Origin of the sequence: Flavisolibacter ginsengisoli DSM 18119, from assembly GCF_900129295.1 — a bacterium.
In the GTDB taxonomy this organism is placed as follows: domain Bacteria; phylum Bacteroidota; class Bacteroidia; order Chitinophagales; family Chitinophagaceae; genus Flavisolibacter; species Flavisolibacter ginsengisoli.
The window spans coordinates 316,288-330,789 of record NZ_FQUU01000003.1; the positions used below are offsets into that span (position 1 = coordinate 316,288).

Here is a 14,502-nt window from a genome sequence, read left to right on the forward strand (position 1 = left end):
AAAGTTTAAATTAGCAACACTTAATAATCAACCATCATTCCGGGATCGAAACCCGGACAAAATATAAACAGATTTCATGAGAGCCATTTTAATAGACGATGAACGCCTGGCCCGTGCCGAATTACGCAAGCTGTTACAGGAATTTCCTGAAATTGAGATCATAGATGAAGCCTCCAATGCAGAAGAAGGTTTGCATAAGATAGAAACACAAAATCCTGATCTTATTTTCCTGGATATACAAATGCCGGGTAAGACAGGTTTTGATCTTTTGTCTGAACTGGACCATGCTCCGCATGTGATCTTTACCACTGCTTATGATGAATATGCGCTGAAGGCTTTTGAGGTGAACGCGTTGGATTATTTATTAAAACCTGTAGAACCCAGGAGGCTGGCGGATGCAGTGGAAAAATTGAAAAGGTCTAACTCTAATTTTGTTTCTGATCGTCCGCAACAGCTATCAGAGAACAACAGCATTTTAAATGAGAACGACCAGGTGTTTGTAAAGGATGGAGAAAGATGTTGGTTTGTTAAGCTGGGAGAGGTACGTTTATTTGAAAGTGTAGGCAATTATGCAAAAGTATTTTTCGGTCCCAATAAACCCCTGATATTAAAATCGCTGAATGCACTGGAAGAGAGACTGGATGAAAAGGTATTCTTTCGTGCCAATCGCAAACATATTGTCAACCTTCGAATGATTGATAAAATAGAGCCCTACTTCAATGGCGGCTTATTGCTTGAGCTAAAAGGAGGAGAGAAAATAGAAGTGAGTCGCAGGCAAACCGTGAAGTTCAAAGAGATGATGAGTCTTTGATTTTTTGCCAATAAAAATTATTGTTCCCCGATTCAAATCTGAAGCTGGTTAAAATCTTATTATGAAGAAAGTGTTTTTGCTTTTCAGCATTGGTGTAAGTTTTATTGCCTGTGCCCAGAAAACTGGTAGCGTAATTAATGTTAAAGAAGTGCAGCGTGTGGAGACTGCCCTTGCCTCTGATGATATGCGCGGTCGTAAAGCTGGTACCCCGGATATTGACAGAGCGGCACAGTTTATAGCTGGCGAGTTTAAAAAAACAGGTTTACAACCGGTGAACGGAGACAGTTACCTGCAGGAATTTATCATGGTGCGGTCAAACATGAGATCGGTGAAAGGTGAAATTGATGATTACGAGCTGGATCCTAAAAATATAATTGTAGTATCACAGGAAGAAGAGTTGAAAATGGATGAAAAGTCAGGCTATGAAGTGCAATACGTAAAGGAGGGGGAGGACATACGGAAACGGGTAAGCGAAATAATGGCCATGAAAAAGAACACACTTGTATTCATAGATACAGGTTTTAATAAGATGTTTGCCCGGCTTGGTGGATTTAAAAGACCTTATTTTAAATCTGAGAAAAAAGAATCTCCGAATGTTATTTATGTATTAGGGATGTTTCAGCCAAAGGAATTCAAAATAAAGGCGGAGCAAAGTTTTGAAGAATCAAAATATGCTAATGTGGTGGGCGTTTTGCCTGGCCGCAGCCGCAAGAATGAATACGTAATCTTCTCAGGGCATTATGATCATTTAGGAGTAGGGAAGCCACAGGAGGGAGATAGTATATACAACGGTGCGAATGATGATGCAGCCGGAACTACGGCGGTGATATTATTGGCGAAGCATTTTAAAAAATTAAATAATAATCAACGCACCCTTGTGTTTGTGGCCTTTACCGCAGAGGAAATCGGTGGTTTTGGTTCACAGTATTTTTCAAAGCAGTACGATCCAAAACAGGTAATGGCCATGTTCAATATTGAGATGATTGGAACTGATAGTAAATGGGGAAAGAATTCTGCTTATATCACGGGTTATGAAAAAACAAATATGGGTAAGATCCTTCAAAAGAATTTGAAGGGCACTTCATTTAGTTTTTATCCTGATCCTTATACAGATCAGAACTTATTTTACCGGTCAGACAATGCTACATTGGCCAGGTTGGGCGTGCCTGCGCATACTATCTCTACGAGCAAGATGGATAATGAACCCAATTACCACCAGTTGAGCGATGAGGTGAAGACTTTAGATATGAAAAACATGGCTGCAATTATTGAGGCCATTGCAGCAAGCAGCCGGTCAATTATCAGCGGGGTTGATACACCAACAAGAGTAAAAACAGAAGACCTGAAATAAATAAAAGATCACCTATTATGAAAAGAGACACATTGGTGTCTCTTTTTTTATGAGAATTCTTTTAGGAAATTTTTACCGGAACGGAATGAATCGCATTGGCCATTTCCATGATCAAAGAAGGATCTTTTTCTATGGCATTGCCCACTACAATAACATCTGCACCAGCTTTGCAATTGAGGTAGGCTTTTTCTGCATCACGAATGCCACCACCAACTATTAGTGGCACCTCTATATGAGAAGCTACAGTATTGATCATGGTTTCAGTTATGGCCTTTTTGGCGCCACTTCCTGCATCCATATAGATCAACTTCATGCCGAGCATTTCACCTGCCATGGCAGTGCACATGGCAATTTCAGGTTTATCAGCAGGCATGGCGCTGGCATTGCTGATGTAGGAAACGGTAGTAGCTGCACCTCCATCAATGACCATATAACCCGTGGGTATGATCTCCAGGCCACTGTTTTTAACAAAGGGTGCAGAAATCACATGCTGTCCTATGAGATAATCTGCATTTCGGCCAGAGATGAGCGAAAGATATAGCAGTGCATCTGCCTTTTTACTGATCTGTGAAGGGCTGCCAGGGAATAATAGAACCGGAATGGAGCAAGCCTCCCTGATCTGGCTGATACATTCATCCAGGTGATCTGAAATGACCAGGCTTCCACCTGCAAATATATAATCGACCTTTGCGTCTACAGCCAGTTGCACTGTTTCCAGTAAAGAATCCTTTGTAACCTTATCAGGATCGATCAACACTGCGAAAGATTTATATCCGCTCTTTTTTTTATCCAGCAACGATTGGTAAACAGGCATCATTATTCGTAAGGCTATGTTGTGCAAAAATGCAAAACTTTTCCCATTGAGGCTAATCCACTGTAATTATTCATAACTATAGCAATCGAAGGGTGTGGTTTTACGTTATAATGATAGTTGAAAATGGAATAAAAAGAGCTTACAGGTGATTCATCCCTTCTTAAGTAACTGTTCGTAGGTTAATTAGTGTTTTTTCTTCTGCCGGCCAAAAAAAATCGGTAAAAAAAGATTTTTTTATATCGTAAAAGCACGCATTGCCCTACAGGCCTGATGTGGCATTTTTCCCACTCGGTTTATCCACAGTTGTGCATATCTCTGGCTTCATTTTTCCGACTTGTAAAGATATTTTCGTCGTCCACCACAATTATAAAAAAACCACCAAAACCTTTTAAAACAAAGCAGCTATGGCAAGTGAAAACAGCGCAACTAAGAAGGGACTTACGTTCACCCGTAAGTTTACCAGGGAAGATATTAATGTATTCGACCAGTTCGAGTATGATTACCGTACATCGGTTATCCGCAACCCGAGCGGAGAAATTGTTTTCGAGATGACCAATGTAGAGGTGCCGAAACAATGGAGCCAGATCGCAACCGATATACTTGCCCAAAAGTATTTCAGAAAAGCAGGAGTGCCCCAACCAGATGGGTCATTGGGAAGAGAAACTTCGGTGAAGCAGGTTGCACACCGCATGGCCAACTGCTGGAGAGTGTGGGGTGAGCGCTATGGATATTTTGCTTCTTTTGATGATGCACAGATATTTTATGAGGAACTGGTATATAGCATCCTTAACCAGATGTGTGTGCCTAATTCACCCCAATGGTTCAATACAGGATTGTATGAAAGCTATGGTATCAAAGGAAAGCCCCAGGGCCACTATTATGTTGATGCTGTTGATGGCCAGTTGAAAAAATCAACATCGGCTTATGAACGTCCCCAACCGCATGCCTGCTTTATCCTAAGTGTAGATGACGACCTTGTTGGTGATGGTGGTATCATGGATCTATGGGTGAGGGAAGCCCGCATCTTTAAATATGGTTCTGGTGTAGGAACCAATTTTTCCAACCTTCGTGGTGAGGGTGAGAAGCTGAGTGGTGGTGGAACCTCCAGTGGCCTTATGTCATTTTTGAAAATAGGTGATCGTGCTGCTGGTGCTATCAAAAGCGGGGGAACTACGAGGAGGGCTGCCAAAATGGTTTGCCTGGACCTGGATCACCCTGAGATCGTTCAGTTCATTAACTGGAAGATGGAAGAAGAAAAGAAAGTGAGTGCATTGATTGATGCAGGTTATGCCAGTGATTATGAGGGCGAGGCTTACAGAACAGTGAGTGGCCAGAATTCTAATAACTCTGTACGCATACCTAATGCTTTCTTTGAAAAATTAGAAAAAGGTGAAGATTGGGAATTAACAGCCCGCACGGATGGCCGCGTGATGAAGAGAGTGCCATCTGGTGAGTTATGGAACCAGATAGCCTACGCAGCATGGCGTTGCGCTGACCCGGGTACACAATACAATACTACCATCAATGAATGGCATACCTGCCCTGAAGGTGGAGAGATCAGAGCTTCTAATCCTTGCTCAGAATATATGTTCCTGGACAACACAGCATGCAACCTTGCCAGTGCCAACCTGATGAAATTCTATGATTTCGAAAAAGGAATACTGGATGTAGAAGGCTTTGAATATGTATGTCGCCTGTGGACTACAGTACTGGAAGTATCTGTGCTGATGGCGCAGTTCCCTTCCAAAGAAGTAGCACAGTTAAGTTATGAATACAGAACGCTAGGATTAGGATATGCCAACCTTGGTACCTTATTGATGGTGAGCGGCATTCCTTATGACAGTGAAAAAGCAAGAGCTATTGCAGGCTCTATCACAGCTATCATGACCGGTGTGGCTTATAAAACATCGGCTGAAATGGCAGGAGTATTAGGCGCTTTCCCACGTTATGAAGAGAACAAAGAACATATGTTGCGGGTAATGCGCAATCACAGGCTGGCAGCTTATGATGCAGATGTATATGAAGGATTAAGCGTGAAGCCACAGGGCCTGAAGGCGCAGTATTGCCCCGATTATTTATTAAAAGCAGCCTGTAAAGCCTGGGATGATGCAGTGGAACTTGGTGAGAAATATGGATACCGCAATGCGCAATCTACTGTGATAGCGCCAACAGGTACCATCGGTTTGGTAATGGATTGTGATACTACTGGTGTTGAACCTGACTTTGCCCTGGTGAAGTTTAAAAAGCTTTCCGGTGGTGGTTATTTTAAGATCATTAACCAATCAGTTCCTGTTGCTTTAAAGAATTTGGGATACAGTGAAAAAGAAGTTGATGGTATCATTAAATATGCTGTGGGTTCCGGAACCTTTGCCGGTGCACCTCATATTAATCATCAAAGCCTGAGCGAAAAAGGATTTATTGCTGAAGAAATTGCAAAGCTTGATAAGGCTGTTGCTTCTGCATTCGAGATCGGGTTTGTATTTAATGTATATGCATTGGGTGAAGAGTGCCTGCAACGGTTAGGCTTTAAACCGGAACAGTATTTCAATTTTGAATGGAGCCTGCTGGAAGCATTGGGGTATACTGATGAACAAATTGAGGCTGCTAATGATTATGTATGCGGTACTATGACAGTAGAGGGTGCACCTTTATTAAAAGAAGAACACCTGGCAGTATTTGATTGCGCCAACAAATGTGGTAAGAAAGGAGAAAGATATATTCATGCGCATGGCCACATCCGTATGATGGCAGCGGCACAGCCGTTCATCTCCGGGGCTATCTCCAAAACTATCAACCTGCCGCATGAAGCGAAGGTGGAAGAAATTGCTGACTCTTATTTATTAAGCTGGAAGCTGGGATTAAAAGCCTGTGCCTTGTACCGTGATGGTTCAAAACTGTCACAGCCATTGAGCAATAAAAGTGATAAGAAAAAGAAAGTTGAAGATACTGTCATAGCAGAAGAGGAAAAAGCTGAGACTGTGAACAGCAGCTTTGTGGATATGGGCAAACTAACCATAGATGAATTGCTGGAAGAAGTGCACAAGAGAGTACAGGCTTCACCTGACACGCAATTGAAGCGCAAGCTGGCAAGCATTGTTGAACGTCGTGCCTTACCTGCAAAACGCAGGGGCTTCACCCAGAAGGCCAAGATCAACGGGCAAACCATTTTCCTGCGTACCGGTGAGTATGCTGACGGAGCGTTGGGAGAGATCTTTATTGATATGGCCAAGGAAGGTGCTACCATGCGTAGTATGCTGAACTGTTTTGCCATCTCTATTTCCATAGGTCTCCAGTATGGTGTGCCACTGGAAGAATTCGTAGAGAAGTTTGTATTCACCAGATTTGACCCAGCAGGATTTGTAGAGCATCCAAATATTAAATCAACTACTTCTATTGTTGATTTCATCTTCCGTGCATTGGGTTATGAGTACCTTGACCGCACAGACCTGGTGCATGTGTTGGACAAGCCGGAGGTGATGAATACAGGAACTGATGATTGGGATGAACCTGCCACCACTGAAGTTTCAACAGGCAAGCCTGCTAAACAGCCGGAGTTATCCAGCCTGAGAGTAGTTGCTTCAACTCCACAGAGTGTTAAAGCACAAAAACAGGCGGTGAAAGCTGAGAATGGCCTTGGTGCGGTGAATGCAGCGGCGAAAAGTATGCAAAGCGATGCGCCGGCCTGTAATACCTGTGGTCATATCACCGTAAGAAGCGGCACCTGTTATAAATGTTTAAACTGCGGCAACAGCATGGGTTGCAGTTAATGATACTTTGGACGGAAAACCAAACCTATGTACCCGAACAAGAAATCCCGCCGAGAGGCGGGATTTTTATTTGATATAGATATTTTAAAAAGAAAAGGCTTCCGAAGAAGCCTTATACTATTATTTAAAAACGTTGTTGACAGCTCCCGAAAGCATCGGGTATTTCTCAATAACAAAATCTTTTATTGTTTCAATTACTTTTTGCGCTTGTTCATCACTGAGGCCAACTTCTGATTTTAATTTGTCTACCAGTTCAGTTACCTGTCCTTGTGCATTGTCTTTATTTAATCCAAACATGATCTCTTATTAAAGGGTTTATACTTTATTAATGGTCTTGCTATAGCAAATGGGAAAAGGAATCTTTACGCCACCTTTAGCAAGCTAAGTTTGCTCTTATCGAACTTGCGCATGGCATATTCCATATCCAGGTTGAAGAACTTCTCCTTGGAGGATGGTAGTTCAAACATGGCATCTGTGAGGATACCTTCGCAAATACTGCGCAGGCCCCTGGCGCCTAATTTATACTCCACTGCTTTTTCTACCATGAAGTTCAATACATCATTCTCAATGGTAAGTTTGATTCCTTCCAACTCAAATAAGCGAATGTATTGCTTGATCAAGGCATTCTTCGGCTCTGTAAGAATGGCTCTTAATGTTTCTGCGTCTAATGGATCGAGGTGTGTAACGACAGGAAGACGTCCCAGTAATTCAGGGATCAATCCAAAAGCTTTAAGATCCTGGGCATTTACGTAGCGAAGGAGATTCTTTTTCATATTCTCCTGGAGCACTTTGTCCACGTTGAAACCAATGGTGTTGGTTTGTACACGGCGGGCAATGATCTTATCTATACCATCGAAGGCACCACCACAGATGAACAATATGTTTTGCGTGTTGATCTTGATAAGCTTTTGCTCAGGATGTTTCCTGCCACCTTGAGGGGGAACCAGTACATCAGTTCCTTCCAGTAGCTTCAGCATTCCCTGCTGAACACCTTCGCCACTTACATCGCGGGTGATGGAAGGATTGTCGCTTTTCCTTGCGATCTTATCTATTTCATCAATGTAAACGATGCCTCTTTCGGCTGCAGCCACATCATAATTACATACCTGTAACAAACGGGTAAGGATACTTTCAACGTCTTCACCCACATAACCTGCCTCTGTAAAAACAGTAGCATCAACAATGGTGAAGGGTACATTCAGCAATTTCGCGATGGTCTTAGCTAACAGGGTTTTACCGGTACCTGTTTCACCCACCATTACAATATTGCTCTTTTCAATCTCAATCTCATCCTTAATAGTATCCGAGGTTTTGTATTGAAGACGTTTGTAGTGATTGTAAACGGCAACTGCCAGCACTTTTTTAGCCTCGTCCTGGCCGATCACATATTCATCCAGGAATTTCTTAACCTCTATAGGTTTTTTGACGGTGAGCTTAAAGGCAGAACCACCCGCAGATTTGTCATCACGGACCATTAATTCCTGGTCAATGATCTCCCGGGCATGTTCTACGCAGTTTTCGCATATGTGTCCTTCCTGGCCTGCAATTAAAATCTTCACTTCATCACGGCTCCGACCACAAAACGAACAATGTAAAATATTCTTTGCCATTTAGTTATTTCTCGTATTAATAGAACGCTTTAAATAGAATAAAGCTGCATTTGAATCAACAAAAATAGAAAAAACCTTTAGGAGGGAGGCTTTCTTTCCTAAATTATAAGAAACAATTAGGGGAAGCCGGGGATCAGGTGGTTGAATTTGACCTCCGCAAAGGTGAAATTGGATGAAGGCCAGTAAGGTTATGGATACAATATGATTGTAATAACCGGGAAGGACCTTCATTTTAAATACTTCTTTTAAATAGGAACCCTGCCAATGGGGCAGGGTTCCATGGAAATATTGTCAAATTATTAGATCAATACATTTTGTCGAGTATCTTATCAACGATACCATATTCAATGGATTTTTCTGCATCCATCCAGTAATCTCTTTCAAAATCTTTACGTATGCGCTCAATAGTTTGCCCGGTATTGTCGGCAAGGATCCTGGCGCCCATTTCCTTTGTTCGGAGGATCTGTTCAGCATGTATCTCCATATCTGCACTTACACCTTGTATATGGCCACCAAGTGAAGGCTGGTGGATCATCACTTCCCCATGAGGATAAATAAAACGCTTCCCTTTTTCACCTGCACTAAGCAATATGCTTCCCATAGAAGCTGCCAGGCCCATACAAATGGTACTTACAGGCGACTTTATAAGCTTCATGGTATCATAAATGACCATACCGCTTGTAACAGATCCGCCCGGACTACTGATAAAGAATTTGATCTCTTTACCGGGAGCATCAGCTTCAAGGAGCAATAATTTGGTTACTACATCCTTTGCAGACTTATCATCAACAACGCCCCACAGATATATGGCCCGGGTTTCGAAGAAGTATTTTTCAAGGCGTTTGTAGAGCATTCTGGTATCTACTTCCGCTCTTTCTTCTTTTTCTTCCTCGTCTGGTTCACCTGGTGTGCCAGGCGTATTGGGATCGGGTTGTGGTTGCATCCTGTTCCAATAATTATATTGATTCTTAAAACTCATCTTTTATTCTTTTTATCAGTTAATTATTTAGTTTCTGATTTCTTTTCCTTCCTGGGGTTCACCAGCAATACTTCATCCACAAGTCCATATTCCTTGGCTTCAGGGGCAGTCATCCAGTAGTCCCTGTCGAAATCTGTTTCTACACGCTCCATACTTTGGCTGGAATGGTTGCAAACTATCTCATACAATTCTCTTTTCAGTTTGCGTATTTCTTTCACAGTTACTTCGATATCCGTAGCCTGGCCACCTATTGCACCACTGGGTTGGTGCATCATGATGCGGGCATGTTTAAGGGCTGCTCTTTTGCCATGAGTGCCTGCCGCCAAGAGTACGCTACCCATAGATGCGGCCATTCCTATGCAAATGGTGGCTACATCAGGAGAAACATACTGCATGGTGTCGTAAACACCAAGGCCGGCGTAAACGCTACCTCCGGGGGAGTTGATGTACATATTGATATCCCTTGTTCTGTCAGAAGAATCCAGGAATAAAAGCTGGGCGGTTATAATGTTGGCCACTTCGTCGTTGATAGGATAGCCGAGGAAAATGATGCGGTCCATCATTAAGCGGCTGTACACATCCATAACAGCAACGTTCATGGGCCTTTCTTCAATGATATTTGGAGTAAGAGCTGTTACCAAATATTTGCCGTAGCTGTCCAATGTATTGCTCGACATTCCTCTGTGCTTCACGGCATATTTCTCAAATTCTGAATTAAAACTCATATCGTCTTTGATTAGATTTTAGGCAATTTAATGGATTGTGTGGTATCAAATACCGTGCTTAGCCAAAAACACGACATTTTGCCACCTGCCTGTTTGTATAGTAACAATTGCAGATGCCCGGCTCAATTTTAACTTTGGTACAAACTCGGGCAATAAAACTGTGAATGAATTATCTTGAACTTTCTATATGCCGTTATTAACCTACTTATTGATAATCATTCCTATTGTACTGGCCTTTATTGCATTATGGCACCTGGATGAAAGATTATTTAATAAGATACAAAAGGAGTTTTTCGTAGGGCTGATTGAGATATTGATAGCTTTTCTGATTTTATGTGCCGGATTGATTGTGGCTGCGCTGGTCCTGACCTGAGGTTTTAAATAAAAATGGAGAACTGATTAAACAATTCTCCATTTTATATATAAACATGACGTAGATACTAATGATGGTGATGCTGGTGCTCTTCATTCAAATGAATGAATTCTTCCTTGCTCACTGGTGTTTCCACTGCGTTGATCTTTGTTTCGGCAAAGTCGAATATTTTTTGCGTTTGCAGGCGGTTATAGCTATCTTCTACATATTTCCTGTCTTTCATCATCCTGTCGATGTAATCTCTTACCCACTGCTGTTCCTCATCCAAGGTGGAAGTGCCCATATAACCAAGCAATTGATCCTTGGCAAACTGGCGAAGGTCATCCTGGCTAACCTGGATGCCATTTTCCTGAACCATTTTATCTGTGATAAGGCTCCATTTCAATTGATTTAGAAATGCAGGAAATTCTTTTTCTACTTCTTCATCAGTTTTTTCTTCGCCCTTTTCCGCCTGGCTTTTAATCCAGCGTTTCAGGAAATCGGCCGGGAAATCAATATTCGTATGTTCCAGCAATACATGGTAAAGGGAATGATGTAACTGGTTGCGGCTTTCAGCATCCCATTGTTTTTGCAATTCCTGTTTGATGCGCTCCCTGAACTCTTCTTCAGTTTTTACTTCATCATTAGGGAATAACTGGGTAAAGAATTCTTCATTCAGCTCGCGGGGTTCAACATGGCCAACCTTAGTGATCAATAATTTAAAATGTTTGCCAGAAGCACTATCAATACCCAGGTCATTCAGGATCCATTCTTTTTCTTTGGCATCAAAAGCTTCATCCAATGTTAATTGAATAGTATCATCTTTCTTTTTGCCTATTAAACCAGGACGGTAAGCCTCGTTAAAATATTTAACCAGGAGAGAATTGTCTTTCCTGAGACCACCTTCTATTTCATTACCTGAAGCGTCAGTTTCAATAAATGTTACATTCAAAACATTTTCATCCCCACTGACAGATTCCGGCTCCGTCATATTGCCATAACGGGTGCGCAGCCTCTCTATTTCTTCATTCAGCATTTCATCCGTTACATTTACTTTGTAGCGTTTTACCTGCTCTTTGGCAAGATCAGGAAGCTGGAAGCCAGGCTTCATCCCTATTTCAAATGTGAAAGTATAATTGTTGGGGTTGTTAACATCCAATTGTCCAAGATTCATGTCCACCGGAAGGGGCTGGGCAAAGATGTCAAGTTTCTCGTCTTCTATAAATTTAAAAACTTCCTTATCTACTGTCTTTAAAACTTCATCAGTAAATAAAGAAGAGCCATACATTTTTTTGATTAGGCCAGCTGGCACCATGCCTTTTCTAAAGCCCGGGATGTTGGCTTTTTTACTGTATTCTTTTAAAGACTTCTCGAATTGAGGGAGATAATCTTCTTTATTGATGGTTATGCTAAACTGTTTGTGTAAGGGGGCAACTTCTTGCTGTGTTACTGTAGCCATGATTCAATTTTATTATCAAATGTGCAATGCTCAATGTTCAACGTACAATGTTCAAACTGGAACATTGAATAGTGGTTGTTGAACATTGAGCATTGGTTGTTCTTTCGTGCGGGTGGAGGGACTCGAACCCCCATGCCTCGCGGCGTCAGATCCTAAGTCTGATACGTCTACCAATTTCGCCACACCCGCTTCAGTGTTAAAAGAATGATCCGGAGATCTTTCTTCTTAAACAGGGGTGCAAAAGTAAGGGTTTCAAATTATTCAAACCTAATTAAACAAAGTAATCCTTTAGATGTCATGAAAAGAAATAGTTAAAAACCTTGCAATGGTTACATGCCCGGGAGGGTAGTTGCCGGCTTCTAAATTAGAAGTGCGGCTAATATGCGTAAATTCGTACTTCATGGAAACTGTAGCGCAGATACCGAAGTATAACTTGAATGATGAGCAGGAAAAAAAGCTGATCCTGAGAGAATACCGTGCTCTTTTGAGGTCTTTAAAGGCCAGGATAAAGCCTGGAGATCGTAAGTTGATCCGTCATGCCTTTGAAATGGCGGCAGAGGCGCACAAGACCATGCGCCGTAAAAGTGGGGAGCCATATATTCTTCATCCTTTGGCTGTAGCCAGGATCGTAGTGGAAGAAGTTGGCCTTGGGGTGCGTTCTACAATATGTTCTCTATTACATGACACTGTTGAGGATACAGATATAAGCCTGGAAGATGTTCAAAAAGAATTTGGTGGAGAGATCGCCAAGATTGTTGATGGATTGACGAAAATTTCTAATGTCATTGATGTTAATGCCTCCCAGCAAGCCGAGAACTTCAGGAAGATATTATTAACGCTTACGGATGATCCCAGGGTTATTTTGATCAAGCTAGCCGACAGGTTGCATAATATGCGGACCATGGACAGCATGAAGCCTGAGAAACAATTAAAAATATCTTCTGAAACGGTATATGTATATGCACCTCTTGCCCACCGGATGGGTTTGTATAATATAAAAACTGAAATGGAAGACCTGGCTATGAAATACCTGGAGCCGGGCACTTATAAGGAAATAGCTCGCAAACTGGCAGAGACAAGGCGGGAACGTACCAGGTATATCAATGAATTTATCAAGCCCTTGCAGGAAAAGTTAGCCAAAGCAGGAGTGGACTTCGAGATTTACGGCAGGCCCAAAAGCATACATTCCATATGGAATAAGATGAAAAAGAAGGGTGTTTCATTTGAAGAGGTGTATGATCTTTTTGCCATACGTATAATTGTTAATTCACCCCCTGAAAAAGAAAAGGAAGATTGCTGGAAAGTGTATTCTATGATCACTGATGAATACACGCCTTCACCAGAACGTTTGAGAGATTGGTTAAGTAATCCAAAAAGTAATGGGTATGAGGCTCTTCATACTACAGTAATGGGTCCCCAGGGGAAATGGGTGGAAGTGCAGATTCGAACCAAGCGGATGAATGAAATAGCCGAAAAGGGTTTGGCAGCGCATTGGAAATATAAAGAGGGGGCAAATGAAGAAAACCGCTTTGATCAGTGGCTGGGACAGATACGGGAAGTGATAGCCAACCAGGAAGTGGATTCTGTGGATTTCCTTCATGATTTTAAACGAAGCTTTCTTGCTGAAGAAATATATATCTATACTCCAAAAGGGGATGTAAAGATGTTGCCTGTTGGGGCGACAGCCCTTGATTTTGCTTTTGCTGTGCACAGTGAGGTAGGGGTGAAATGTATTGGAGCCAAGGTGAATCATAAACTTGTGCCCATCAGTCATAAATTACGCAGTGGAGACCAGGTGGAGATCATCACATCCAACAAGCAAAAACCTTCAGATGACTGGCTCAACTTTGTAGTAACAGCAAAAGCCCGTACTAAGATCAAGGACTCTTTAAAGGAAGAGAAAAAAGCAGTGGCTGACGAAGGCAAGTATACTGTTCAGCGTAAACTCGAAGGACTGGGCGCATCAATGAACTCGCATAATATTGATGAACTGGTAAGCTTTTATAAACTGGCTGCCCCTCTTGACCTTTACTACCAGGTGGCTGTCAAGTCTATTGATCTGAAAGAGCTAAAAGAGTTCAAAATAATTGGTGATAGGCTGGAAGCTCCCAGGCCTGTCAGAGTGCTGGAGCCCAAGCCGGAATACCATCCTCATATAGCAAAAAAGGAATCAGAACTTATCATTTTTGGTGAAAGTGGTGACCGCATCATGTATAACCTTGCTAATTGCTGCAAGCCTATACCAGGTGACGATGTATTTGGATTTGTTACTACAGGTAAAGGTTTGACTATTCACCGCACCAATTGTCCCAATGCTGCCAAGTTAATGTCAAATTATGGCCACAGGATAGTGAAAACAAAATGGGCCAAGAATAAGGAGATATCCTTCCTTACTGGTCTGAAGATCATTGGTCTGGATGACGTAGGTGTTGTTAATAAAATTACCAACCTTATATCGGGAGAACTACGGCTAAATATTAATGCCTTGACAATTGAGGCGAAGGAGGGGTTATTTGAAGGCAATATCAGGATTTATGTACATGATAAGGAAGAGCTGGATGAATTGGCACAACGCCTGTTGAAATTGCCGGGAATACAGAAAGTAGATAGATACGAAATGGAAAACATATAGAT

Annotated in this window: 11 protein-coding genes and 1 tRNA gene; 5 read left to right on the forward strand and 7 right to left on the reverse strand. The window is 42.0% G+C overall.

Translation table 11 applies throughout. The features are described from left to right. Positions 1 to 76: 76 nt before the first annotated feature. Positions 77 to 811, forward strand: coding sequence for a LytR/AlgR family response regulator transcription factor (locus BUA53_RS05210; protein WP_072834191.1), 735 nt, complete (start codon positions 77 to 79; stop codon positions 809 to 811). Positions 812 to 872: 61 nt separating this feature from the next. Then, on the forward strand, positions 873 to 2,162 hold the full coding sequence (locus BUA53_RS05215; protein ID WP_072834192.1) for a M20/M25/M40 family metallo-hydrolase: 1,290 nt from the start codon (positions 873 to 875) through the stop codon (positions 2,160 to 2,162). A 61-nt stretch (positions 2,163 to 2,223) separates the two neighbouring features. Here the strand turns inward: BUA53_RS05215 and BUA53_RS05220 are convergent, their stop codons facing one another. Next, positions 2,224 to 2,979, reverse strand: coding sequence for a phosphoglycerol geranylgeranyltransferase (locus BUA53_RS05220; RefSeq protein ID WP_072834193.1), 756 nt, complete (start codon positions 2,977 to 2,979; stop codon positions 2,224 to 2,226). Positions 2,980 to 3,380: 401 nt separating this feature from the next. On the opposite strand from BUA53_RS05220, the gene BUA53_RS05225 reads away from it, so the two are divergent. Continuing rightward, on the forward strand, positions 3,381 to 6,743 hold the full coding sequence (locus tag BUA53_RS05225; RefSeq protein ID WP_072834194.1) for a vitamin B12-dependent ribonucleotide reductase: 3,363 nt from the start codon (positions 3,381 to 3,383) through the stop codon (positions 6,741 to 6,743). A gap of 120 nt (positions 6,744 to 6,863) precedes the next feature. Here the strand turns inward: BUA53_RS05225 and BUA53_RS21165 are convergent, their stop codons facing one another. From BUA53_RS21165 to BUA53_RS05245, 4 genes are all read right to left on the reverse strand, one after another. Then, positions 6,864 to 7,040 (reverse strand): hypothetical protein, encoded by a 177-nt coding sequence (locus tag BUA53_RS21165; protein WP_175546020.1) that lies wholly within the window; start codon positions 7,038 to 7,040, stop codon positions 6,864 to 6,866. Positions 7,041 to 7,105: 65 nt separating this feature from the next. Continuing rightward, the gene (gene clpX, locus BUA53_RS05230) at positions 7,106 to 8,353 is read right to left on the reverse strand and encodes an ATP-dependent Clp protease ATP-binding subunit ClpX (protein ID WP_072834195.1); all 1,248 of its coding nucleotides are present in this window, start codon (positions 8,351 to 8,353) and stop codon (positions 7,106 to 7,108) included. 304 nt (positions 8,354 to 8,657) lie between these two features. Next, positions 8,658 to 9,332 carry a ClpP family protease gene (locus BUA53_RS05240; protein WP_245793015.1) on the reverse strand — a complete coding sequence of 225 codons (675 nt, stop codon included), beginning with the start codon at positions 9,330 to 9,332 and terminating at the stop codon, positions 8,658 to 8,660. Positions 9,333 to 9,355: 23 nt separating this feature from the next. Next, positions 9,356 to 10,057 carry a ClpP family protease gene (locus BUA53_RS05245; protein WP_072834197.1) on the reverse strand — a complete coding sequence of 234 codons (702 nt, stop codon included), beginning with the start codon at positions 10,055 to 10,057 and terminating at the stop codon, positions 9,356 to 9,358. A 187-nt stretch (positions 10,058 to 10,244) separates the two neighbouring features. Here BUA53_RS05245 and BUA53_RS05250 point away from each other — a divergent pair, with 187 nt between their 5' ends. After that, positions 10,245 to 10,430 carry a hypothetical protein gene (locus BUA53_RS05250; RefSeq protein WP_072834198.1) on the forward strand — a complete coding sequence of 62 codons (186 nt, stop codon included), beginning with the start codon at positions 10,245 to 10,247 and terminating at the stop codon, positions 10,428 to 10,430. A 67-nt stretch (positions 10,431 to 10,497) separates the two neighbouring features. Here the strand turns inward: BUA53_RS05250 and tig are convergent, their stop codons facing one another. Beyond that, on the reverse strand, positions 10,498 to 11,868 hold the full coding sequence (gene tig / locus BUA53_RS05255) for a trigger factor (RefSeq protein ID WP_072834199.1): 1,371 nt from the start codon (positions 11,866 to 11,868) through the stop codon (positions 10,498 to 10,500). Between the two features lie 107 nt (positions 11,869 to 11,975). Continuing rightward, a tRNA-Leu gene (locus BUA53_RS05260) sits at positions 11,976 to 12,057 on the reverse strand. 211 nt (positions 12,058 to 12,268) lie between these two features. Here BUA53_RS05260 and BUA53_RS05265 point away from each other — a divergent pair. Further along, entirely contained in the window at positions 12,269 to 14,500 is a 2,232-nt protein-coding gene (locus tag BUA53_RS05265) for a RelA/SpoT family protein (RefSeq protein WP_072834200.1), read from the forward strand. Positions 14,501 to 14,502: the final 2 nt, after the last annotated feature.